General features: G+C 63.0%; 17 protein-coding genes. 12 read left to right on the forward strand and 5 right to left on the reverse strand.

Going from position 1 to position 20,831, the window contains the following annotated elements; translation table 11 throughout:
• Window positions 1-74: 74 nt before the first annotated feature.
• Window positions 75-1,193, reverse strand: coding sequence for a TRAP transporter substrate-binding protein (locus WA904_RS15585; protein WP_425198035.1), 1,119 nt, complete (start codon window positions 1,191-1,193; stop codon window positions 75-77).
• 284 nt (window positions 1,194-1,477) lie between these two features.
• Here WA904_RS15585 and WA904_RS15590 point away from each other — a divergent pair, with 284 nt between their 5' ends.
• From WA904_RS15590 to cqsA, 3 genes are all read left to right on the forward strand, one after another.
• Window positions 1,478-1,969 carry a rhodanese-like domain-containing protein gene (locus WA904_RS15590; RefSeq protein WP_425198036.1) on the forward strand — a complete coding sequence of 164 codons (492 nt, stop codon included), beginning with the start codon at window positions 1,478-1,480 and terminating at the stop codon, window positions 1,967-1,969.
• A 187-nt stretch (window positions 1,970-2,156) separates the two neighbouring features.
• The gene (locus WA904_RS15595; protein ID WP_425198037.1) at window positions 2,157-3,467 is read left to right on the forward strand and encodes an acetylornithine deacetylase/succinyl-diaminopimelate desuccinylase family protein; all 1,311 of its coding nucleotides are present in this window, start codon (window positions 2,157-2,159) and stop codon (window positions 3,465-3,467) included.
• Window positions 3,468-3,614: 147 nt separating this feature from the next.
• The gene (cqsA, locus tag WA904_RS15600; protein ID WP_425198038.1) at window positions 3,615-4,874 is read left to right on the forward strand and encodes an alpha-hydroxyketone-type quorum-sensing autoinducer synthase; all 1,260 of its coding nucleotides are present in this window, start codon (window positions 3,615-3,617) and stop codon (window positions 4,872-4,874) included.
• A gap of 2 nt (window positions 4,875-4,876) precedes the next feature.
• Here cqsA and WA904_RS15605 read toward each other — a convergent pair whose 3' ends face one another.
• Both WA904_RS15605 and WA904_RS15610 read right to left on the reverse strand, forming a co-directional pair.
• Entirely contained in the window at window positions 4,877-5,854 is a 978-nt protein-coding gene (locus WA904_RS15605) for a response regulator (RefSeq protein WP_425198039.1), read from the reverse strand.
• Window positions 5,855-5,873: 19 nt separating this feature from the next.
• Window positions 5,874-7,208: a sensor histidine kinase gene (locus tag WA904_RS15610; RefSeq protein WP_425198040.1), complete on the reverse strand. Its 1,335-nt coding sequence runs from the start codon at window positions 7,206-7,208 to the stop codon at window positions 5,874-5,876.
• A gap of 57 nt (window positions 7,209-7,265) precedes the next feature.
• On the opposite strand from WA904_RS15610, the gene WA904_RS15615 reads away from it, so the two are divergent.
• The 8 genes from WA904_RS15615 (at window position 7,266) to WA904_RS15650 (ending at window position 17,232) form a co-directional block, all read left to right on the forward strand.
• On the forward strand, window positions 7,266-7,946 hold the full coding sequence (locus WA904_RS15615) for a helix-turn-helix transcriptional regulator (protein ID WP_425198041.1): 681 nt from the start codon (window positions 7,266-7,268) through the stop codon (window positions 7,944-7,946).
• A 179-nt stretch (window positions 7,947-8,125) separates the two neighbouring features.
• Window positions 8,126-9,709, forward strand: coding sequence for an ABC transporter substrate-binding protein (locus WA904_RS15620; protein ID WP_425198042.1), 1,584 nt, complete (start codon window positions 8,126-8,128; stop codon window positions 9,707-9,709).
• A 181-nt stretch (window positions 9,710-9,890) separates the two neighbouring features.
• Window positions 9,891-10,844, forward strand: coding sequence for an ABC transporter permease (locus tag WA904_RS15625; protein ID WP_425198043.1), 954 nt, complete (start codon window positions 9,891-9,893; stop codon window positions 10,842-10,844).
• Window positions 10,844-11,731, forward strand: coding sequence for an ABC transporter permease (locus WA904_RS15630; protein ID WP_425198044.1), 888 nt, complete (start codon window positions 10,844-10,846; stop codon window positions 11,729-11,731). The genes WA904_RS15625 and WA904_RS15630 overlap by 1 nt, the downstream gene beginning before the upstream one ends.
• Window positions 11,728-13,377, forward strand: a complete 1,650-nt coding sequence (locus WA904_RS15635) for a dipeptide ABC transporter ATP-binding protein (RefSeq protein ID WP_425198045.1) — start codon at window positions 11,728-11,730, stop codon at window positions 13,375-13,377. The genes WA904_RS15630 and WA904_RS15635 overlap by 4 nt, the downstream gene beginning before the upstream one ends.
• A gap of 5 nt (window positions 13,378-13,382) precedes the next feature.
• Window positions 13,383-14,882 (forward strand): M81 family metallopeptidase, encoded by a 1,500-nt coding sequence (locus WA904_RS15640; protein WP_425198213.1) that lies wholly within the window; start codon window positions 13,383-13,385, stop codon window positions 14,880-14,882.
• A gap of 40 nt (window positions 14,883-14,922) precedes the next feature.
• On the forward strand, window positions 14,923-16,368 hold the full coding sequence (locus WA904_RS15645) for an amidase (protein WP_425198046.1): 1,446 nt from the start codon (window positions 14,923-14,925) through the stop codon (window positions 16,366-16,368).
• A 90-nt stretch (window positions 16,369-16,458) separates the two neighbouring features.
• Window positions 16,459-17,232 (forward strand): type III pantothenate kinase, encoded by a 774-nt coding sequence (locus WA904_RS15650; RefSeq protein ID WP_425198047.1) that lies wholly within the window; start codon window positions 16,459-16,461, stop codon window positions 17,230-17,232.
• Window positions 17,233-17,942: 710 nt separating this feature from the next.
• On the opposite strand, the gene WA904_RS15655 is transcribed toward WA904_RS15650, so the two are convergent.
• On the reverse strand, window positions 17,943-19,469 hold the full coding sequence (locus WA904_RS15655; RefSeq protein WP_425198048.1) for a wax ester/triacylglycerol synthase family O-acyltransferase: 1,527 nt from the start codon (window positions 19,467-19,469) through the stop codon (window positions 17,943-17,945).
• Between the two features lie 125 nt (window positions 19,470-19,594).
• Between WA904_RS15655 and WA904_RS15660 the strand changes: the two genes are divergently transcribed.
• Window positions 19,595-19,849 (forward strand): acyl-CoA-binding protein, encoded by a 255-nt coding sequence (locus WA904_RS15660; RefSeq protein ID WP_077592659.1) that lies wholly within the window; start codon window positions 19,595-19,597, stop codon window positions 19,847-19,849.
• 124 nt (window positions 19,850-19,973) lie between these two features.
• On the opposite strand, the gene WA904_RS15665 is transcribed toward WA904_RS15660, so the two are convergent.
• Entirely contained in the window at window positions 19,974-20,582 is a 609-nt protein-coding gene (locus WA904_RS15665) for a hypothetical protein (protein ID WP_425198049.1), read from the reverse strand.
• Between the last annotated feature and the right edge of the window lie 249 nt (window positions 20,583-20,831).

Raw genomic sequence — 20,831 nt, forward strand, 5'->3', positions numbered from 1 at the left:
GTGCGGGACGTCACAAAACAAAACCAGCCATCCAGAACGACCGGATGGCTGGCGTACTCAGGCAAAACCCGGGATCAGGCTTTTTTCTTGTTGAAATAATGGTTGTAGGCCATTTTGAAATCGACCGTGTAGTCGTTGTGCCACTGGCCGGCGCGCTGGGCAAAGGCGCGTTGCGAGTCGAGCACCTTCTTGAACACTGGATTTTCAGTGGCCTTCTTGGCAATGGTGGCGTCCCACGCAGCGAGCTGCGCGCGCAGCACCGCATCCGGCGTCTTGTAGAACTTGATGCCCTGCTTTTTCATGGCTTCGTAGTCCTGGGAATTGCGGTCGATCGCTTTCCAGCTCATGTCGGCGCTGGCGGCCTGGACTGCGTAGTCGATGATGGAGCGCAACTCTTGCGGAAGGGCGTTGTACTTGCCCTTGTTGAACAGGATTTCGAATTGCTCGCCGCTCTGGTGGAAGCTCTGCAGCATGCAGTTCTTGACCACGTCGGGGAAGCCCAGGACGCGATCACTCGAGGCATTGTTGAACTCGGCCGCATCGATCAGGCCACGGTCCAGCGCGGGCACGATCTCGCCGCCGGGCAGCGGATTCACGGCAGTCCCCATCACCGTGAACATGTCAACAGCCAGGCCGACGGTACGGAATTTCAGGCCTTTCATGTCTTCCACTTTGGCGATCGGTTTCTTGAACCAGCCCAGCGGCTGCGTGGTCATGGGGCCATACAGGTAGGACACCACGTCCATGTTGATGGTCTTGTAGATTTCTTCCAGCAGTGCCTTGCCGCCACCGTAGTTGTGCCAGGCCAGCACCATGTTGGCATCCATGCCATAGCCGGGGCCTGAACCCCACAGCGCCAGGGCGGAGTTTTTGCCATAGTGATAAGCGACCACACCATGACCGCCGTCCAGCGTGCCCTTGTTGACGGCTTCCAGCAACTGGAAGGGCGGAACAACCGCGCCTGCTGGCAGCACTTCGATCTTGAGCTTGCCACCAGCCATGTCGTTGACCTTCTTGGCGAAGTCATTGGCATATTCATGGAAGATGTCTTTGGCCGGCCACGTGCTCTGGAAGCGCAGCGTGGTGGCGGTTTGCGCGGTCGCCAGCATCGGTGCGGACATGGCACCGGCGCCCGCGGCGACGGCTACGCCCTTGAGCAGGCTGCGCCGGCGAGGGGTCTTGATCTCGTTCATGGTTTTTGTCTCCGGTTGTGAAAAGGTTAGCGCACTATCTTTTGCCATCACTGCTGTGCCTGTGAGAGGGTTTTTACCAACGGGGCCGCCAGGATTGGGGCTAATTGGGGTGAAACTGTTTTTCAGACTCTGGCCGTGTGGGTGTCGTCAGCTTTTGCCAAATTTCCAAGCAGTCGTGAATCTGCTGCGGTGCGCCAGGCCGGTGCACGAAAGTCTTAAACTTCCCCCGGGGGGCACGGTGCGATGTTCGCGCCCTGTTTTGCGACCAACCGGAATCGATGACGATGAACCACTCTCAGCTTCCAGAACCTGCGGGCAAAGGCTCCGATCCCCCGAGCGCCGGCCATGGCGCCGGGCAGCCCGGGACGCTGCAGGTACAGCCTGCTCCCGGTTATGCCGGCAATGTGTCGCCAGAACTGGCCTTCCAGTGGTGGCAAGCAGGCCAGGCCGTGCTGATTGATGTGCGCACCGATGCGGAGCGTGAGTGGGTCGGGTTTGTGCCGGGTGCGGTGGCGCTGGCCTGGAAGCAGTGGCCTGGAATGGCCATGAACCCGGCGTTTGACCAGAACCTGCAAGCCGCGGTGCCGGCGGGCATGAAAGCCCTGATGTTGTGCCGCAGTGGTGTGCGATCGGTAGCCGCTGCCAGGCGCGCAGCCGAGCTGGGCATCGAGGCTTACAACATCCTGGAGGGTTTCGAGGGGGACCCCGACGCGCAGGCTCACCGCGGCATGCTCGGAGGCTGGCGCCGCCGTGGCTTGCCGTGGAAGCAGAACTAGAGCCCCCACGTTCGCTCACTTCGTGTAGCTCTCTCTGCCCCCCGAGGGGGCCGCTGCGCCTGCGGCCCGGCGAAGCCGGTTCCGCGGCCCCGGCTTGGAAAGGCAACTCCCGCGGTCGCTCATTTCGTGTAACTCCCCGCTCTCCAGGGCCGTGCAGTATCCGGACCGGTTCGCTAAACTGGCTGGCATGAACAACGACAGCCTGCTCAAACGCATCGAATCAAAACGCGCCGAAGTGGTGGCACTGACGCAAGACCTGGTTCGCATTCCCACCATCAATCCGCCCGGCGACGCCTACGAAGCCTGCGCGCATCTGCTCGGGGAGAGGCTGGAAAAACGCGGTTTTGCAGTCGAATACATCCGTGCCGAGGGAGCGCCCGGCGACCATGATTCCCACCCGCGGGTCAACGTGGTGGCCCGCTACGAAGGAAAGTCGGCTGGCGAGTGTGTGCATTTCAACAGCCATATCGATGTGGTCGAGGCCGGTTCCGGCTGGACCACCGATCCTTTTGGCGGCGAGGTCAGGGATGGCAAGGTCTATGGCCGCGGCACCTGCGACATGAAAGGCGGGCTGGCATCCAGCGTGATCGCCTGCGAAGCCATCCTGGAAGAGGGGCTGGATTTTCCGGGCGCCCTGGAAATTTCGGGCACGGTCGATGAAGAGTCGGGTGGTTTTGCCGGCGTGGGTTACCTGGCGGAACGCGGCTACTTCACGAAGCCCCGCGTGCACCACGTGATCATCCCCGAGCCGCTGGGGGTGGACCGCATCTGCCTGGGCCACCGCGGTGTGTGGTGGGGCGAGGTCGAGACCCGCGGCCGGATTGCCCACGGCTCCATGCCTTTCCTGGGCGACAGTGCCATCAATCATATGAGCGCCTTTATCCATTTGCTGGAAACGCAGTTGCAGCCCAGGCTGTCGCAGCGCCATACCAGCGAGCCGGTGGAGCCTCCCGGGGCAAGGGTCAGCACGCTCAATATCAACAGCCTGCACGGCGGGCAGGTCGAGCAGCTGTTTTCGCTGGATGCGCGCGGCCGGCCGGCTGGTGATCTGCCGGCGCCCGTGGTGGCGCACTCGTGCCGCGCTGTGCTGGACCGCCGGTTTATTGCCGAAGAGAACCTGGAGGCCGTGAAAGCTGAAATCGTGGCCATGCTGGAGGAGCTCAAACGCAGCCGGCCCGGCTTCGACTACGGCGTCAAGGACATCATGAGTTTTGTGCCGACGGCCACGCCCAGGGATGCGCCAGTTGTGCTGGCCACGGCCCGGGCCATTGCGCGCGTGCTGGGCCGCGAAGCCAGCTACATCTCCAGCCCGGGCACTTATGACCAGAAACACATCGTGCGCACCGGCAAGCTGGATGCCTGCATCGCCTACGGCCCCGGCATCCTGGATCTGGCGCACCAGCCCGATGAATATGTGGGCATCCAGGAACTGGTGGACAGCGCAAAAATCATGGCCCTGGCAGCCTTGAGCCTGACGGGCGCTTACCGGGCGACCTGAACAAGTAATACCAAGGTAGTGATTTAAGTTAGTCACTACACCTAAACGCGTTTTTTGGGCTTGGACCCCTGTCAATCTTGACAGGGGTGGCGGCTTCTAAATTGTTAAATTCAATTTCAATGGTGGTACTTTTTCACAAGGATCACCATGCAAGCCCAACTTCTCCAGCAATCCCCAGCGCTTTCTGTAACAAAACCTGCTGCCAATCCTGGTCTGTCTTCCCATTTGCGGCAGCGCATTGCACGCGAATTCACGCCGCGCTGGCAACAGCAATGGGGAGGAAAGTTTGTTCTTCATGGCAGAACCGCCGGTCCCGATGCCGTCCGGCTGGATGGCAATGACTATCTCAGCGTGACCGGTCATCCGGACATCGTGGGCGCCCAGGTGGCGGCTTTGCGAAATGACCGCGAATTCGTGATCCAGTCAGGCGTCTTCGTGCATGGCGAACATCCGGCGCGTGCGCTTGAAAAATCCCTGGCTCAATGGGTCGGGAAAGAAGACGGTTTTGTCTGTCAGTCCGGCTATGCCGCCAACGTGGGCCTGTTGCAGGCCATTGCCGACGCGCAGACACCGGTTTACCTCGACACGCTGGCGCACACTTCGTTGTGGGAGGGTGCGCATGCGGCGCGTGCGCCCGCCCATCCCTTCCGGCACAACGACCCGGAACACCTGGATCGGGTGTTGTCGCGGCACGGCGCCGGAGTGGTGGTGGTCGACTCGGTCTACAGCACCACCGGCGCCCTGTGTCCGTTGCGCGAAATGGTGGAAGTGGCCGAACGCCACGGCTGCATGATTCTGGTGGATGAGTCGCACTCCCTGGGCACCCACGGCCCGGGTGGCGCAGGCCTGTGCGCCGAACTTGGCCTGACGGACAGGGTGCACTTCATCACGGCCAGCCTCGCCAAGGCTTTTGCCGGGCGTGGCGGTTTTTTTACCGCACCTGCCGAGCTTCGTTACTACATCCTGAGTTCCAGCTATCCGAATATCTTCAGCTCCTGCCTCCTGCCCCATGAGATCGCCGGCCTGGGCGCCACGCTTGCCGTGATCGGCAAGCGTGATGAGCAAAGGCAGCGCTTGCATGCGCACACCTTGCGGTTGCGCAGCAGCCTGTCGGACATGGGCTACCCGATCCACCAGGGGACGGAGCAGATCATTGCCCTGGAGGCCGGCACCGAGCCCGACACCATGGTGCTCCGCGACCACCTGGAGGAACGTGGCGTTTTTGGCGCGGTCTTTTGCGCGCCCGCCACCAGCCGTAACCGGGCCATGGTGCGCCTGACCCTGCACGCCGCCCTTACCGAGGCGGAACTCTGCCATGTGGAGGCCGTCGCGCGCGAAGTGGCGCCCCGTGTCAAGCCCTGGGAATGGCCGATTGCCCGGCGCGCGCGGGCCGCTGAAGCGGCCTAGCATCAATCCTGCACTGTGCGTTGGCCGTGTTTTTTGAGCCAGTGGCTATAACCTGTCAATCCCGGTGGACTGGCGGCCAGCTCGACCGGAAACAGGGCGGCCAGCAGCGTGCCTTCGTGGCCGATGGAAAACGCCGGGATCAACCGTGCCGCGCCGGTTTGGCCCAGCGCCTGCTGGAGTTCCAGGTCCACCAGGGTGCGGCCGGACCGGATATCGTCGGCCGCCGCCGTCTTCATGCCCTGGGATTCAGCCAGCTCTGCCAGGTCCGCCAGCCCTGAGGCAAATTCCAGTTGCAGCCAGCTGACACGCCCGTCTGCGTCCATGCCCAGGATGCCGAAGGGCTGGCCGATGACCACGTGTTCGATCCAGTGGTTGCTGGCCAGGCTGGCGAGCTGCCGGCCGACCGACGGCACCTGCAGCAGGGCATGCTGCGGCTGGGTCAGCGCGCTGCGCCATATCTGTGAATGGCGCACCTGCGGCTGCGTCAGCATGCGCTGGACAACCGAGACCAGGTGCTGGGAGATGTCGGGGGTCTGCTTGGCGATGAACTGGTCGATCAGTCCCCGGTTGAATGCGCTGACCGCCACATGTTCATCGGCCTGCCCGGTCAGCAGTATGCGGCCGCCCTGCCAGTCGGTCAGCTCGCTCAGCGCCTGCAGGCCATCCATGCCCGGCATGGCGTAGTCGAACACACAGACGCGGGTCAGTCCAAAGCGTTCGGTATGGGTGGCCCAGTAACGCAGGATTTGCGGGATCAGCGGACTGCCGGCGCGCCAGCGTTCAATCATCTCCTGCTGGGCCCAGGCATCGGCTTCCCACAGTGGCGGTTCCTGCTGCAGGTGGTTGATGCAGGTCTGGGGCCGCAGGTACAGCTTCACGTTCCATTGGCGCGGCAACACCATGGCCAGCATCTCCAGATATGCCGGATCATCATCCAGAAAAACAATCGCGCCGGGGCGATGGAAGAGGGGGAAACTCATGGGCAGCGTGACGTTGACGTTAACCGATTGGCGGGAGTTCGATGATGAAGACGGCACCGCGCCCGGGCTCCGACTGGACCCGAATGCTGCCGCCGGCGCTTTCCACCACCTGCTGGCAAAAAGCCAGACCCAGGCCATGGCCCGTTCCCCGGTCGGTCGAGAAAAAGGGTTCGAAGATGCGTGCCTGCAACTCGGGCGCGATACCGGTTCCCTGGTCGGTGACGACAATGCGCCCACAGCCGTTGAGCACGCCGACTTCAATGCGCAGGTCCCCGGGCTTGGGTGCCGAACTGGTGGCTGCCAGCGAACGGAAGGCATTTTTGAGCAGGTTGTTGATGACCTGCGCGAACAGCCGGTAGGACGATTCGAAGGAAAAATCCTTGCGCAGCACCAGCGCGACACTCTCGCGTTCCCGCGAGTTGCGGTAGGGGTAGTCCTTGACCACATTGCGCAGAAGCGCTGCGGCGCCCACGGTTTCCTTGTGCGTCGGCAGGCGCAGCAGTCGTGCATTGGCAATCTGCGTGTCGATCTGCTGGTTCATGTTGCGCACCAGCGTGTGTAGCCGCACCACCAGTTGCTCCAGGCGCTGGGCATGGGCGATCTCCTTGAACTGCTGGCTTTCATTGCGCACCGCATCGCCGATCAGCGACATCGTGGCCAGCGGCGTGCGCAACTCGTGGGCCATGATGCCCATGGTGGTCAGTGTGTGCTGCAGGTGCTCGCGCCGCAGGTTCGCCGACGACAGCCCCAGCACCACGGCGCTGGCCCAGCTGAAGGCGATGACCACCGCGTTGATGGCGAATTGCTCCTCGCTCAGGGGCACCACGGCCGGACCGAACCAGCGAAACAGCATCCAGGCCAGCAAGGCGCCGCTGAGCGTGCCCAGGGTCGCCGCGCGCCAGTCGGTCACGTGGTAATAAATAAGTACCATCGCGCAAAAACTGGCCAGCCAGACTGTGTTGCCGTTGTTGCAAAGATACATCCAGCTGAAAAATAGCGGCAGCTGCAGCCAGAAAACGAGGGTGAAAATGCGCGCAGACAACTTGCTGGAGGGGTCGTTGACAATGCTTTCCCAGATCAGCAGAAGTCCCAGCGTGCCCATGACGGCCCGCAACGCGGGGCTTTCGTAGGGTTGTGGCAACCAGTGTCCCCAGATCCACCCAAACAGCGGATGCCCCACGACCGTGAACAAGCCTAGCCAGCGCAGGCGCCACCGGGACGGGTGCAGAATAAGGTCTAGCTGCTCCTGAAACAGTTCAGCCTTGATTCGCGCCCGCAGCCGGCCGCCCATGCCGGGGCGGCCCCACAGCGCGCGAATCTGTTGTTTGATCCTGGCGGGCACTACGGAAGTCATGAATAGAACTTGGAACATATCACAGCACATTGTCACAGCTCCGGAGCAAAACTGAGCATGCGACCCCCTGTCAACTTTGACAGTGTTGCGCTGGACAGCATGCTCAGTGACTGGATCTCCGCGCTGCGCGAATTCTCTGTTGAGGCGGTGGTTGTCCTGGGCCCTGACCCGTTTGGCCAGCGGCAGGACCGGAGGGTGGCGGCCGTTCATCCCCCCCGTTTCCTGGACGCGGCGCTCGCACTGGCTGAAAGCGAGGATTTTGGCGCCCCGTGGCGGGAATCGGATGCGCCGCTGGTGGCCTGGCAACATATTGCCAAATCGGATCAGGCGAAAGTCCATGCCGATGGAAGCCGCTGGCGCCTGCTGTGCCGGGCCCACGGCTTCCAGAGTGTGGTGCGGGTCGAATTTCCCCTGCCCTCAGGACGGGCCTTTGAATGCTTCATCTTCAGCCCGCGCGAGTTCCACGACCGTGCCGAAGCTGCGGCCCTGGTCTGGTCGGCCCTCAACATCTGGCCGCTGTTCAAGCGCACCATGGCCGAGGCCAGCAGTCCCCTGAGCCCGCGCGAGGGCGAGTGCCTGGCGTTGGCTTTCGAGGGGCTCACCGCACGCCAGACCGCCGAGCGTCTGCACTGTGCCGACCGCACCGTCAACTACCACCTTTCCAATGCCATGGCCAAACTCAAGGTGGACAACAAGATGTCGGCGATCCAGCGCGCCTGTTGGCTGGGCGTGATCTGACACCGGCCCCAGGGCTTGCGCCCGAGGCTGCGCCGCGGGCGGGCCGGGCATGAGGGTCTCCGGGCTCCTGCCGTTTCCATGGATGGCTTGAATATTGCATCCGATGTATGGTTACATTACGAAGCCCCTTCAAGGGGCCTGCCAGACTGTTCCAACTCTTGTTCCAAGGAAAATTTGTCATGAAACGTCGCTCCCTTTTCACCATGGCCGCTTCGGTGGCCCTGGTTTTCGGTTTGTTGTTGCCGCCGGCTGTGCTGGCACAGGCCAAAACGCTCAAGGTCGTGCCGCACTCGAACATCACCATCCTGGACCCGATCTGGACCACGGCGTTTGTGACCCGCAACCATGGGTACATGATTTACGACACATTGTTCGGGACGGACCTGGCAGGCAAGGTCAAGCCGCAGATGGTGGATACCTGGAGTGCCTCCAAGGACAACAAGGTCTGGACTTTCACCCTGCGCGACGGGCTGGAGTTTCACGATGGCAAACCCGTGACCAGCGAGGACGTGGTGGCATCACTCAAGCGCTGGGCCAGCCGCGACAGCTTTGGCGGGGTCATGGCCAAGAGCCTGGCCAGTTATGAAACGCCCAATGCGAAAACTTTTGTCATCAAGTTCAACCAGCCCTTTGGCGTGATGCTCGAAGCCCTGGGCAAGCCTTCGTCGAATGTGCCTTTCATCATGCCCGCGCGTATTGCCGCCACGCCCGGCAGCGAGCAGATCAAGGAAAACATCGGTTCCGGCCCCTACAAGTTTGTTGCGGCCGAATACAAGCCGGGTGAAAAACTGGTGTACGTCAAGAATGAAAAATACAAGCCCCGCGCCGAGGCGCCGGATGGCACCACCGGCGGAAAAAACGTTTACCTGGACCGCGTCGAATGGATCATCATCCGTGACCCGCAAACCCAGTTCAATGCCTTGCTGGCCGGCGAGGTGGACATCATCGAGCAACCCGCCTTTGAGCAGTACGCCTCGCTCAAGGCAGCCAAGGACGTGCAGATCGTTGACGCCCAGCCGGCGGGCCTGCAGTACATCTTCCGCTTCAACCACCTGCATGCACCATTTGACAACGTGAAGATCAGGCAGGCGGCCATGGTGGCCATGGGTCAGGAAGCCTTCCTGAAAACCCAGGTCGGTGCGCCCGGCATGTACAAGTTCTGCAAGAGCATTTTTCCCTGCGGCACACCTTATGCCAGCGAAAACACCGGCATTTACACCGGCATGGCCAACCCTGCCAAAGCCAAGCAGATGCTGGCCGAGGCCGGCTACAAGGGCGAGCCCATCGTTCTGATGCGGCCTACCGATCTGGCCTCCATTGCAAAACTTCCGCTGGTGGCCAAGCAGCAGCTCGAAGCCGCGGGCTTCAAGGTCGACATGCAGCAGTCCGACTGGGCGACTCTGCTGGCCCGCCGCGCCAAGAAGGACGCACCGGACAAGGGCGGCTGGAACGCCTTCATGACTGCCTGGACGGCCGGTGACATCCAGAACCCGCTGACCATGGCCATGCTCAACGCCACCGGCGACAAGGGCTGGTTCGGCTGGCAGGACGACAAGACCATTGAAGAACTCAAGGTCAAGTTCGCCCAGGCCGGTACCGAAGCGGAAAAGAAAAAACTTGCCGAGCAGCTGCAATTGCGCGCCATCGAGACGGCTTCGCACGTGCATCTGGGCCAGTACAACAACCCCGCGGCGCTGCGCAAAAACATTTCCGGCCTGGTCCCTGGCGGTGCGCAGGTGTACTGGAACATCAAAAAAGATTAAGGCCCCCACGCTTGTCACTGCGCGAGCCTTCGGCACTTCGCTGCCCCTTGCACCAAGAAGAGGGGCGCTGCGCCTGCGGACCGGCGGAGCCGGACCCGCGGCCCCTGCTGGTAAATGCGGGCTGCGCTGAGGCTCGCCGGGGTTTGGTAGGACTGGCAGTGCTGTTCCCTCGGAAATTTCCATGCTGAGATTTCTGCTGCAACGCCTGCTGGCGACCATCCCCGTCCTGCTGGTGGTGGCCGTCGTGGTGTTCCTGATCCTGCGGTTGACGCCGGGCGACCCCGCGGCGGTGATCGCCGGTAACAACTCGACCAACGAAGACATCGAGAAGATCCGGGAAACACTGGGCCTGAGCAAACCCCTGCTGGTCCAGTTCTGGATCTGGTTCACCAACGTGCTGCAGGGTGACCTGGGGTATTCCTTCTACCTGAACAAGCCGGTGACCGAACTGATCGCCCAGCGCCTGGAGCCGACGCTCAGCCTGGCGCTGGGCACGCTGGTGCTCGCGGTGCTGGTGGCGGTGCCCCTGGGTACCCTGGCCGCCTGGCGCATGGGAGGTTGGCTGGACCGGATACTGTCGGGGTTTTCGGTTGCGGGCTTCTCGATCCCGGTGTTTGTCACCGCCTACCTGCTGATCTACGTGTTCGCCGTCCAGCTTGAATGGTTTCCGGTGCAGGGCTACCGGCGCCTGTTCAGCGCTGACGGCCAGGGCCTCTGGCCCTGGGCGCGCCAGCTTGTACTGCCCTGGCTTACGCTGGCCATGATTTATGTGGCCCTGATTGCCCGTGTCACCCGCGCCAGTGTGTCCGAGGCGCTGACCGAGGACTACATCCGCACAGCTCGCGCCAAGGGACTGGCTGAGTCCGCGGTGCTGATGCGCCATGCGCTGGCGAATGCGGCGGTGCCCATCGTCACCGTGATTGGTATCGGCGTCGCGCTGCTGATCGGCGGTGTGGTGGTGACGGAAACCGTCTACGCCATTCCCGGTCTCGGTTCGCTGACGGTGGATGCGGTGCTGAACCGCGACTTTCCCGTGATCCAGGGCCTCGTGCTGTTTTTCAGCTTGCTGTATGTGGGCGTCAACCTGTTGGTGGATGTCAGCTACCTGTTTCTGGACCCGAGGATTCGTTACTGATGCAGGTCTGGCAACTTCTTTCGCAGCGGCTCTGGCGCAACAGCGCTTTCCGGTTCGGTGTTCTGGTTCTGGGTGTGCTCTTGCTGCTGGCCGGGCTGGCGCCTTTACTCGGCACGGTGGACCCGGCGGCCATGGATTCGGCCCATATCAACACCGCAGCCGGCGTGCGCGGCGAATTTGCGCAGCTCGACGGGACGGTGGTGATGCATACCTTCTGGATGGGGGCCGACAATTTCGGGCGTGACATTTTCAGCCGGGTGCTGTACGGAACGCGCACCTCGCTGCTGGTGGCGGCATTCACCGCTGCCGTGGCGATTGGCATGGGCGCACTGCTGGGCATGCTGGCGGGCTACTTTCGCATCGTTGATGCCGTGCTGATGCGTTTCATGGACGGGCTGATGGCCATTCCCGCCATCCTGCTGGCGATTGCACTGGTTGCGGCGCTGGGCGCGCAGCTGTGGACAGTGGTGGTGGCCATTGCCATTCCCGAAATTCCGCGCGTGACGCGCCTGGTGCGGGCCATGGTGCTGACCCTGCGCGAGGAGCCTTTTGTCGAAGCGGCGCGGGCACTGGCCACACCCACGCCGGTGATCCTCTGGCGCCACATCCTGCCCAATGCCATGGCGCCGCTGATCGTGCAGGGCACTTTTGTGGCCGCGTCCGCTGTGCTGACGGAAGCCATCCTGAGTTTTCTGGGCCTGGGCCTGCCGGCCGACATCCCGACCTGGGGCAACATCATGGCCGAGGGCCGGGTGCAGTTCACCCAGTACCCGGGCAATGTGCTGTTTCCCGCGCTCTTCCTGGTGCCCACGGTGCTGGCGATCAACCTGCTGGGTGACGGGCTGCGCGATGTGCTGGACCCGAAATTTTCCAAGCGAACCCCATGACCGACGAGCTGCCTCCCGTATTGGTCATCGACAAGCTGCATGTGGCCTTGCCCCCTGGCAGCGACCGGTCCTATGCCATCGAGGACATCAGCCTGAGCATTCGTCCGGGTAAGACACTCTGCGTGGTGGGGGAGTCCGGTTCCGGAAAATCGGTCATGGCCACCGCGGTCATGGGGCTGCTGGCCCGCGAACTCAAGCCCGGCCCGGGCAGTGTTGTGCTGCAGGGCGAGTCGCTTCTGGTGGCCTCTGACCAGCGCCTGCGCGCTTTGCGTGGCCAGGCCATGGGCATGGTGTTCCAGGAGCCGATGACAGCGCTGAACCCGGTCATGACCTGCGGTGACCAGATTGACGAGCTGCTCAGGCAGCACACGGATTGGGGCGCGAAGCGGCGCAGCGAGGTAGTGCTGGATATCCTGCGGCGCGTCAAGCTGCCGGAGCCCGAACGCATGATGCGCAGCTATCCGCATCAGCTTTCTGGCGGGCAGCGCCAGCGCATCGTGATTGCCATGGCCGTCATATTGCAGCCGGCCCTGCTGATTTGCGACGAGCCGACCACTGCGCTCGACGTCACCACCCAGAAAGAAATTCTTCGCCTGATTGAAGAGCTGCAGGCCGACTTGTCCGGTGGCCACCGGTGTGCTGTGCTGTTCATCACGCACGACATGGGCGTCGTCGCCGAGATTGCCGACGAGGTGCTGGTCATGAACCAGGGCCGGGCAGTGGAGTATGGAGCGCGCGATGCGGTGTTGAAGAATCCCCAGGCGGACTACACAAAGATGTTGCTGGCCGCAGTGCCCAGCATGACGCCGCCACCTGCCCGGCCGGCGCCCCAGGGTTCGCCGCTGCTGCGCGGCCACGAAGTTAGCAAAACCTACGGTGCCCGCGACTGGCTCGGCCGCAGCCGTTTCACCCATGCCCTGAAGGCGGCATCGGTGGCCGTGTCTGCCGGGGAAACAGTGGGCATTGTCGGCGAATCCGGGTCGGGCAAGTCAACGCTGGCGCGCTGCCTGATCCGCCTGATCGACCCGACGGGCGGCCAGGTATGGTGGAAGCAGCGGGCGCAGAACGGGGACAGCAGTCCGCTGGTCGATGTCGCCCAATTCAGCGAAGGCCGGCTCCGTCCTTTGCGCAGCCAGGTGCAGGTGGTCTTCCAGGACCCCAACCGCTCGCTCAACCCGCGCCGCAAGGTCGGTGATTCCATCATCGAAGGCGCTATTAATTTCGGAGCTACCCGCATAGAAGCTACGGCGCTTGCAGCCAGTTTGATGGACAAGGTCCGGCTGCCGGCCGAAGGCCTGCAGCGTTACCCCAGCCAGTTCTCGGGCGGGCAGCGCCAGCGCATTGCGATAGCCCGTGCGCTGGCCTGCAGGCCGCGCGTGCTGGTGGCCGACGAAGCCGTCAGCGCGCTCGATGTGAGTGTGCAGGCACAGATCCTGAAGCTGCTGCGTGAGATCCAGGCGGAATTCGGCCTGGGCATGCTGTTCATCACCCATGACCTGCGTGTCGCGGCCCAGCTGTGCGACCGCGTCATCGTCATGCACCAGGGGGAAATTGTGGAGCAAGGCGCAACCGCCGAACTCTATGCACACCCGCAGCATGACTACACCAGGCGGCTGCTTGCCGCCGCCCCCGGAGCCCTGTCTTGAAAAGCCTGAAAGTCCTTGTTGCTGGCTACCAGCATGAAACCAACACCTTCGCTCCCACCAGGGCCGACTGGGCGGCGTTCAACCGGGGCGACTCGTTTCCTGCCTTCATTCATGGCCAGGCCATGCTGGACAAGCTCGCCGGCATCAACATCCCCATAGGCGGCTTCATCGAAGCGGCGCGGACCATGGGGTGGCAGCTTGTGCCCAGCAGCTGGTGCGGCGCGATTCCCTCCTCCTATGTGACCGAAGACGCGTTCGAACGCATCAGCGCTTCCATCCTGGAGGACGTGGCCAGGGGTGGCTTTGACGCGGTCTACCTCGACCTGCACGGCGCGGCCGTGGCCGAACATGTGGACGATACAGAGGGCGAATTGCTCGCGCGCATACGCCGCGTGGTGGGTGCCGACCTGCCCATCGTGGCCAGCCTGGACCTGCATGCCAATGTCACGCGGCGCATGCTGCAGGAAGCGGATGCGCTGGTGTCTTACCGTAGCTACCCCCACGTTGACATGGCTGCCACCGGAGAACTCGCAGCGCAGTTGCTGGCGCGCCGGCTCAAGCTCGGGCGGCGCGAGCCGCTGCATTTCCGGCGCCTGCCCTTCCTGATCCCGCTCAATGCCCAAAGCACCTGGATGGAACCGGCCAAAAGCGTTTACGAAGAACTCCTGGACCTGGACCGCGACTTCGGTTCGGTGCTGAGTTTTTGTATGGCCTTCCCGGCCGCAGATTTTGCGGAGTGTGCGCCCATGGTCTGGGGCTACGGCGAACATGCGGAGCAGGCCGTGCAGCGCCTGGGTGAGCGCGTGTCCGAGCCCTCGCAATGGCGACTCAGCACGCTGGAGGCTCTTGACGCCGTGGCCCATGCCATGGCGCTGGCTTCGAACCGCAACAAACCGGTGGTGATGGCCGACACCCAGGACAACCCCGGCGCCGGTGGCGACAGCAACACGACCGGCCTGCTGCACGCATTGCTGCAGCAGGGCGCCGGCCGGCGCTTTCCGGGCCAGGTCGCGCTGGGCCTGATGTTCGACCCCGATGCGGCAGCGATGGCTGTGGCGGCAGGCGTGGGTGCGACGATTTCCACGACCCTTGGCAAAGCTGTTCCCACCTTCACCGGGCAACTGAGCGATCCGCCGGTCAGCGGCCGTTTCACCGTGCGTGCCGTTCACGACGGCAAGGTCACCCTCAAGGGGCTGATGATGACCGGGCTGACCGTGCACCTGGGGCCCTGCGCCTGCCTCGAGATTGACGGCGTGCTGGTGGCCGTGGCCAGCGGCAAGAAGCAGATGCTGGACCGCGAGCTGTTCCGCATGGTTGGCATCACACCCGAGGCGATGAAAATCATCGTCGTCAAAAGCTCCAACCACTTCCGCGCGGACTTCACGCCGCTGGTGGAAAATGCGGCGACCGACATCCTGGTTGCCAAAGCCGCGGGGCCGATGGCGGCGGACCCGGCCGATCTGCCCTGGAAAAACCTGCCCGATTCGATCCGGCGCCGGCCTTGAGGGACGGGGCGCCCGGACCAAGCAACGACTGGAGTAGCCGATGACCCCTTCCCCCACTTTGACCGATCTGGCTGACTGCACCGCGACGGAGCTGCTGCAGCTTTATAAAAGCGGCCAGGCCTCGCCGGTAGAAGCCACACGCGCCGTGCTCGCACGCATTGCTGCGCTCAATCCCGTCCTCAACGCTTTTTGCCTGGTGGCGCAGGAGTCCGCGCTGCAAAGTGCCAGTGACAGCGAAGCGCGCTGGCAAAAGTTTCGCCAGGGCGGCGCGCCTTGCGGCGAGCTTGACGGCGTGCCGGTCTCGATCAAGGATCTGATTCTCACGCGCGGCATGCCGACCCTGCGCGGCAGCCACACGGTGGACGCCAGCCAGCCCTGGGAGGTGGATGCGCCGGCGACAGCGCGGCTGCGCCAGGCCGGTGCCGTGATCCTTGGCAAAACAAACACGCCAGAATTCGGCTGCAAGGGCGAAACCAACTCTCCGCGTACCGGCATCACGCGCAACCCGTGGGATGTCAGCAAAACCCCTGGCGGTTCCTCCGGCGGCGCGGCGGCGGCCGTGGCCTCGGGCATGGGGCCGCTGGCCGTGGGAACGGACGGCGCCGGTTCGGTGCGTATTCCGGCAGCGTTTTGCGGCAACTTCGGCCTCAAGCCCAGCTTCGGCCGCGTGCCGGCCTATCCCTTGTCGCCTTTCGGCTCGGTCGCCCACCTGGGGCCGCACAGCCGCAGCGTGCGTGATGCGGCGCTCATGATGAATGTGCTGAAAAAGCCGGATGCCCGGGACTGGACATCCCTGCCGCCTGACAGCAGCGACTATCTGCAGGGGCTCGAAGACGGCATACGCGGCCTGCGCATCGCCTGGTCGCCGGCGCTGGGTTATGCGCGCAATGTGCATCCCGAAGTCGCCCGGTCGGTGGCGCAGGCGGTTGCGCTGCTGGCAGAGCTTGGCGCGCATGTCGAGCAGATCGACCCGGGCTTTGAAGACCCGCTGGAGATCACCACCGGCCTGTGGTTTGCCGGTGCATGGACGGTATGGAACACGCTCACACCCGCGCAGCAGGCGCTGACCGACCCCGACTTCCGCGCCGAGGCGCTGCTCGGCGAAAAACTCAGCCTGCTCGATATCCAGCGCCTGCACCTGCAGCGCGGCGCGCTGGGCAGCCACATGCGCCAATTCATGCAGCGCTTCGACCTGCTGGTCACCCCCAGCGTGGCCGTGCCCGCCTTCGAGGCGCGGCCCGCCGGCCACACCCCCATGGACCCGGCCGCCATGTTGGGCTGGACGCCATTTTCCTATCCCTTCAACCTGACCCAGCAGCCCGCCAGCACCGTGCCCTGCGGCCTGACAGCGGCGGGCCTGCCCATTGGTCTGCAGTTTGTCGGGCCGATGTTTGGTGATGCACTGGTGCTGCGCGCCTCGCGCGCCTATGAAGCGGCACGGCCGGCCGGTGTGGACTTCAAGCGGCCTGTCATACCGCCGCTCTGAGCGCACCGGCACTCCTCCGGCGCTTTCCGGGGGAAAACCTCTAGGCCTGCCAGCTCTCCGGGTGCCAGAAGCTGTACATAATCGGGTGGCATGACTCTTTTAGCACTCGACGTGGGCAACACCCGGCTGAAGTGGGCGCATTACGCGGCCCCCGCGGCCGGTTCCCCCTTGCTGGCCCATGGCGCGGTCTTTCTGGAAAACATCGACAAACTCGCCGATGAAGAATGGTGTGACCTGCCCGCGCCCTCGCTGATTCTGGGCTGCATCGTGGCCGGCGACGCCGTCAAGCGCCGCGTCGAAGAGCAGATGGAGTTCTGGGATGTGGCACCGCGCTGGGTCGTGCCCAGCGCCCAGGAAGCCGGCGTGACCAACGGCTACGACCACCCGGCCCGCCTCGGCGCCGACCGCTGGGTGGCGATGATAGGCGCGCGGCAGCGGCTGCTGGCGCGCGGCCTCAGAAAACCCTGTGTGGTGGTGATGGTCGGCACGGCAGTCACGGTCGAAGCGATCGACGCCTCCGGAAAATTCCTCGGCGGCATCATTCTCCCGGGCCACGGCATCATGCTGCGCGCCCTGGAGTCCGGCACGGCCGGCCTGCATGTGCCCACAGGCGAAGTGAAAGACTTTCCCACCAACACCAGCGACGCCCTCACCAGCGGCGGCACCTTTGCGATTGCCGGTGCGGTGCAGCGCATGGTGGAAAACACCACGCGGCATTGCGGCGAAGCGCCCGAATGCATCATGACGGGCGGTGCAGGGTGGAAGATGGGGCCGAGCATGTCAGTCAAGTTCGAACTGGTTGAAGGGCTGATCTTTGACGGTTTGCTGGAGATTGCTTCGCGGCGGTTTCCGGTGGAAGTCTGATCTTCCGGGTTGTTTGCGCTGCGCGTGGCCAGGGGTCGAAGCTGCTTTCACTCAGCGGTCAGCGGTCTGCTAACAAGCCGGGGGTTGCCCGGCGGCAAGTAACTTTCTTTTGCGTCGCCAAAAGCAAGTCACCAAAGAAAAGGCGACCCGATGGTCTGGGTCCCTCCGCTTCGCTGCGGGCAACCTCCGGTGCTCTGCAAAAGCGGGGTCTCGCTCGAACTCGCCTTTGGCTCAGACAATCGCGAGCCCTGATCCGCTTTTGCCTGCGCTCCTCGGCCCAGCCCGACGGGTGGGGGAAAGACAAATTCGGGGAAGCAAGGACGCGCAAAGCGCGCCTTTGCCGGAGCCCGATCCCGATTGCGTTTCCGCTTCCCACCCCTTCTGACTGCGCCGAGGAGCGGAGGTCCAGCCGGATCAGGGCGAGCGATTGTCTGAGCGTAGCGAGTTCGAGCTCGACCCCGGCTGGACCGAGCACCGCAGGCTGCCCGTAGCGAAGCGAAGGGACGCAGGCAGCGGGGTCGCCTTTTCTTTGCTTACTTTATTTTGGCGACGCAAAAGAAAGTGAGTAGCCGCCGGGCTACCCCTGGCTTGTTCGAAGCAATTGCAATGTGTGAACTGGCAAAACTTGAATCAGAAGTTGCTACAGATTCAATAGCTACCTGCGCCCATATCCAAAGGGCTGAAGGCCTAAAACGCTTGCAAGATAAGCGTCATTCACCCCAGGGCAACATCAAGGTCACGATGGAGAGCTTGGCGAATTCCGGCACGAACTCGTCGATGATGCGCTGCGGCTCCGGGCACAGTGTGCTGTCGGTGATCACGCCGAACTGCACGCCGCCGCCGTAGCTCAGGATGGAAACCCCGAGGCCGACATCACCCGACTGCGGCACCCAGAACATGCTTTGCTCCAGCGTGGCGCCGCAGAACTTGAGCTTTTCGCGCGGGCCCGGCACGTTGGTCATGACGGCCGTGGTCTTCTTGGAGAACAGGTTGAGCATCGCGTCCTGCGCGGGCTTGATCAGCAGCCCGGCAACCGCCAGCAGGCTGAAGGCCAGCAGCGGCTGGTAGCTGCCCTTGAGGGCTGCCATGCGGCGCCGCACCTCGTAAACGCGTTCGACCGGGTTGTCGACGCCGATGGGCAGCACCAGTGGCACCAGGCCGAAACGGTTGCCCAGTTTGTAGGCCTGCTCGATGGGCCGCAGGTTCACCGGCACCATGGCGCGGATTTCCTGGCCCTTCACGTCGTCGCCGTGTGACTTGAGGTACTCGCCAATGGCACCGGCCACACAACTCAGCAGCACGTCGTTGATCGAGCAGTTCAGCGCCTTGCCGACCGCCTTGACTTCATCGAGCGGAATCGGCTGGCACCAGGCGACCTTTTTGGCCAGGCCCGGTTTGCCCTTGAGCCGGGTTTTGGAGTCGTCCGGCATCAGCGCCAGCGCGGCGCTGTCCTTGAGCACCTGGAGCATCACCTTGGCCATGTCCAGCGAACCGGCCATGCCTTTTTGCGGGTCGCTCAGCAGGTTCAGCGAGCGAGCGGCGCCTTCGCCGGCGGCGCCCAGGGCCTTGACCGTGAGGTCGGTGAAGGGTTTGAGCAGGGTCTCGGCGATCCAGTCTTCGGCACCGCCGCCACTGGCTTCTTTCTTCTTGCGTTCGGGGGGCGCCGCGCCGCCATCGACCAGCGACATGGTCACGGAAATCAGCGCAATGCCGTCGGCGATGCAGTGGTGGATGCGCACGATCATGGCACTACCCTTCACGCCGTCCGGCCCGGTGTAGTCCTCGACCAGGTGGATCTGCCAGAGCGGGCGCTTGCGGTCCAGCGGCTGCATGGCGAGGTGCGCCACGCGGTCTTGCAGAGCTTCCTGCTCTTTGCCCCTGGCCACTTTCGGCAGCTTCTCGGCAACGACGTGGTTCTGAAGGTTGAAGTAGCGGTCTTCCACCCAGGTGGCGCCGGCGGCGTCTTCCATCACGCGCTGGCGGAAGCGGGCGTATTTGAGCAGGCTGTTCTCGATGCGCTCACACACCGCCGCGTGGCTGACGCCGGGTGTCAATTGCCACACGCCGACAATCATCATCAGGTTGGAGGGGGTGTCCATGCGCAGCCAGGCGGTGTCCACCTTGCTCATGCGCTCGCCCGACAGGCCCAGCGTGCCCGAGACGGCGCGGGTGACATTTTTCTGAACGTTCTTCGCGACTTTTTTGCCCGCTGCCTGGGCCGAAACGCGTGTGACCATGAAAACTCCGTGAGCCAACCGCCCCAGGATGGGGGGAATTCCCTATTTTGCAGGCAAGGCTGTGGCTAAGATACCGGGCAGTTACCCGAATTCATCCAGACTTTCAACCCCAACGGAGCACCCCCATGGCAGACATCAAAGCAGCCTTCGACAAGGCAATGGCCGATTCCAAAAACCTCAGCGAGCGCCCCGACAACGCCACCCTGCTGAAAATTTACGCACTGTACAAGCAGGGCAGTACGGGCGACAACACCGACAAGAAGCCCGGCTTCGGCGACATGGTCGCCCGCGCCAAGTGGGACGCCTGGAACAGCCTGAAGGGCACGTCGCAGGAAGATGCGATGCAGCAGTATGTGGATTTGATTGAGTCGCTGAGCTGATTGAGCATCGGACGGTGGTCGGCTGGGCCGTCCGTGCCGACTGTCGTAGATGCTGTGCACATGAGCGGACTGTAGGTGGGTCAGCTTGATGGGCAGTTGAGTATCGGTCCAGCCATGGCGAACATCATTCCAGATGCCCCTCTGCTTCTAAAGCCTGGGCCGTCAATACAAATCCTTCGAAGAACGTCTCCGCCACTTCGATCATGCGATTCAGCGTCTCGTCAGTGATGTCTAAGTGATAGAGCTTCTTCTTGAACGGTGCGCTGAATGTGTGCCCTTCACGAAATCCCTTTAGTGCGAACACACCATCAGATGCATGGTCCTCCGGATGCGCATCGAACTCACCGGCATGCGCGATCGCGTCTCGCAATTCGTTGATTTTTGGGAAGTAATCATTGAGCAACTTGGCGGATTGCCTAAGATGTCTAGTGTCGATTAGAGTGCTCAAAGAAGGACACTTTTTAACCTTGACTCCACGAATCTTTTCAATCCGCTTCTTTAAGTTGTGAAGCTGGAAAACACACTCGTTTGCAGCGACGAACCGCCATCGAAGAGCAATATCACGCCTGACCTGCGCCGGTGCTTTCAGGGCCAACTTGTAAAGTTGAAGCCCGGCGTCCCATGCTTCGATGTTGTACTTCAAGGCAGTCAGATGCGCGTAAAGATCTTTTACCGCCTCGCGCTCCGCATGCGGTGTTGCAACTGAAGGCCAGACCAAGGGTGGTTGGAGCATTCCGTAGACTTAATGTCGGAGTTGACCAGTGGCCGGAAGGTGCGAGGCGCGCGGAAGAATCTGGGCGTCCGTGTCGAACGACTTGTTAAAGGGCACGCTTCCCGCTCCTTTGGATCCACAGGCTGTGGACGATCGTGAAGAGAACAAGCTGTACCAAAAACCAGCCGCCAAAGACGAAAGAAATTTCCCCCCACTTGACATTGCAGGGCGATCCTTGCGATGTGTAGTTGCCGGTGCCCCCAGAGGACA

The organism is Polaromonas sp., assembly GCF_049790275.1.
Classification (GTDB): domain Bacteria; phylum Pseudomonadota; class Gammaproteobacteria; order Burkholderiales; family Burkholderiaceae_C; genus Polaromonas.

Bases quoted from the DNA above. Each gene is read 5' to 3' on its own strand.
- WA904_RS15650 (WP_425198047.1), top strand. From the start codon at position 16,459: ATGACTCTTTTAGCACTCGACGTGGGCAACACCCGGCTGAAGTGGGCG.
- WA904_RS15610 (WP_425198040.1), bottom strand. From the start codon at position 7,208: ATGACTTCCGTAGTGCCCGCCAGGATCAAACAACAGATTCGCGCGCTG.
- WA904_RS15655 (WP_425198048.1), bottom strand. From the start codon at position 19,469: ATGGTCACACGCGTTTCGGCCCAGGCAGCGGGCAAAAAAGTCGCGAAG.
- WA904_RS15665 (WP_425198049.1), bottom strand. From the start codon at position 20,582: ATGCTCCAACCACCCTTGGTCTGGCCTTCAGTTGCAACACCGCATGCG.
- WA904_RS15615 (WP_425198041.1), top strand. From the start codon at position 7,266: ATGCGACCCCCTGTCAACTTTGACAGTGTTGCGCTGGACAGCATGCTC.
- WA904_RS15590 (WP_425198036.1), top strand. From the start codon at position 1,478: ATGAACCACTCTCAGCTTCCAGAACCTGCGGGCAAAGGCTCCGATCCC.
- WA904_RS15605 (WP_425198039.1), bottom strand. From the start codon at position 5,854: ATGAGTTTCCCCCTCTTCCATCGCCCCGGCGCGATTGTTTTTCTGGAT.
- WA904_RS15660 (WP_077592659.1), top strand. From the start codon at position 19,595: ATGGCAGACATCAAAGCAGCCTTCGACAAGGCAATGGCCGATTCCAAA.
- cqsA (WP_425198038.1), top strand. From the start codon at position 3,615: ATGCAAGCCCAACTTCTCCAGCAATCCCCAGCGCTTTCTGTAACAAAA.
- WA904_RS15630 (WP_425198044.1), top strand. From the start codon at position 10,844: ATGCAGGTCTGGCAACTTCTTTCGCAGCGGCTCTGGCGCAACAGCGCT.
- WA904_RS15620 (WP_425198042.1), top strand. From the start codon at position 8,126: ATGAAACGTCGCTCCCTTTTCACCATGGCCGCTTCGGTGGCCCTGGTT.
- WA904_RS15625 (WP_425198043.1), top strand. From the start codon at position 9,891: ATGCTGAGATTTCTGCTGCAACGCCTGCTGGCGACCATCCCCGTCCTG.
- WA904_RS15645 (WP_425198046.1), top strand. From the start codon at position 14,923: ATGACCCCTTCCCCCACTTTGACCGATCTGGCTGACTGCACCGCGACG.
- WA904_RS15595 (WP_425198037.1), top strand. From the start codon at position 2,157: ATGAACAACGACAGCCTGCTCAAACGCATCGAATCAAAACGCGCCGAA.
- WA904_RS15585 (WP_425198035.1), bottom strand. From the start codon at position 1,193: ATGAACGAGATCAAGACCCCTCGCCGGCGCAGCCTGCTCAAGGGCGTA.
- WA904_RS15635 (WP_425198045.1), top strand. From the start codon at position 11,728: ATGACCGACGAGCTGCCTCCCGTATTGGTCATCGACAAGCTGCATGTG.